Source organism: Photobacterium sp. DNB22_13_2 (assembly GCF_052873915.1).
Window position 1 is genome coordinate 1 of record NZ_JBNNXU010000305.1, and the last position, 234, is coordinate 234.

1 protein-coding gene is annotated in these 234 nt (G+C 65.4%); it reads left to right on the top strand.

What is annotated here, in order from left to right:
- Positions 1-234: phosphatidylglycerol lysyltransferase domain-containing protein (locus ACVA58_RS28740; RefSeq protein ID WP_446513631.1), on the top strand; the 234-nt coding region annotated here is incomplete at both ends.

Consider the following 234-nt stretch of genomic DNA (forward strand, 5'->3'; position numbering starts at 1 on the left):
GCTGTCGTTCGAGATCGTGCCGGCCGAAGGCGTGCCGGCGGTGCTGGAGGAGTTGCGCGCCATCTCCGATGAGTGGCTGCACAACCAGAACGCGCGCGAGAAGGGTTTCTCGCTCGGCGCGTTTGAAGACCGCTATGTGCTCAGCCAACCGGTGGCCATCGTGCGGCGCGAAGGCGCCATCCTCGCGTTTGCCACGCTGATGTGCCCCGATGTGCTGCGCATTGAAGCGAGCGT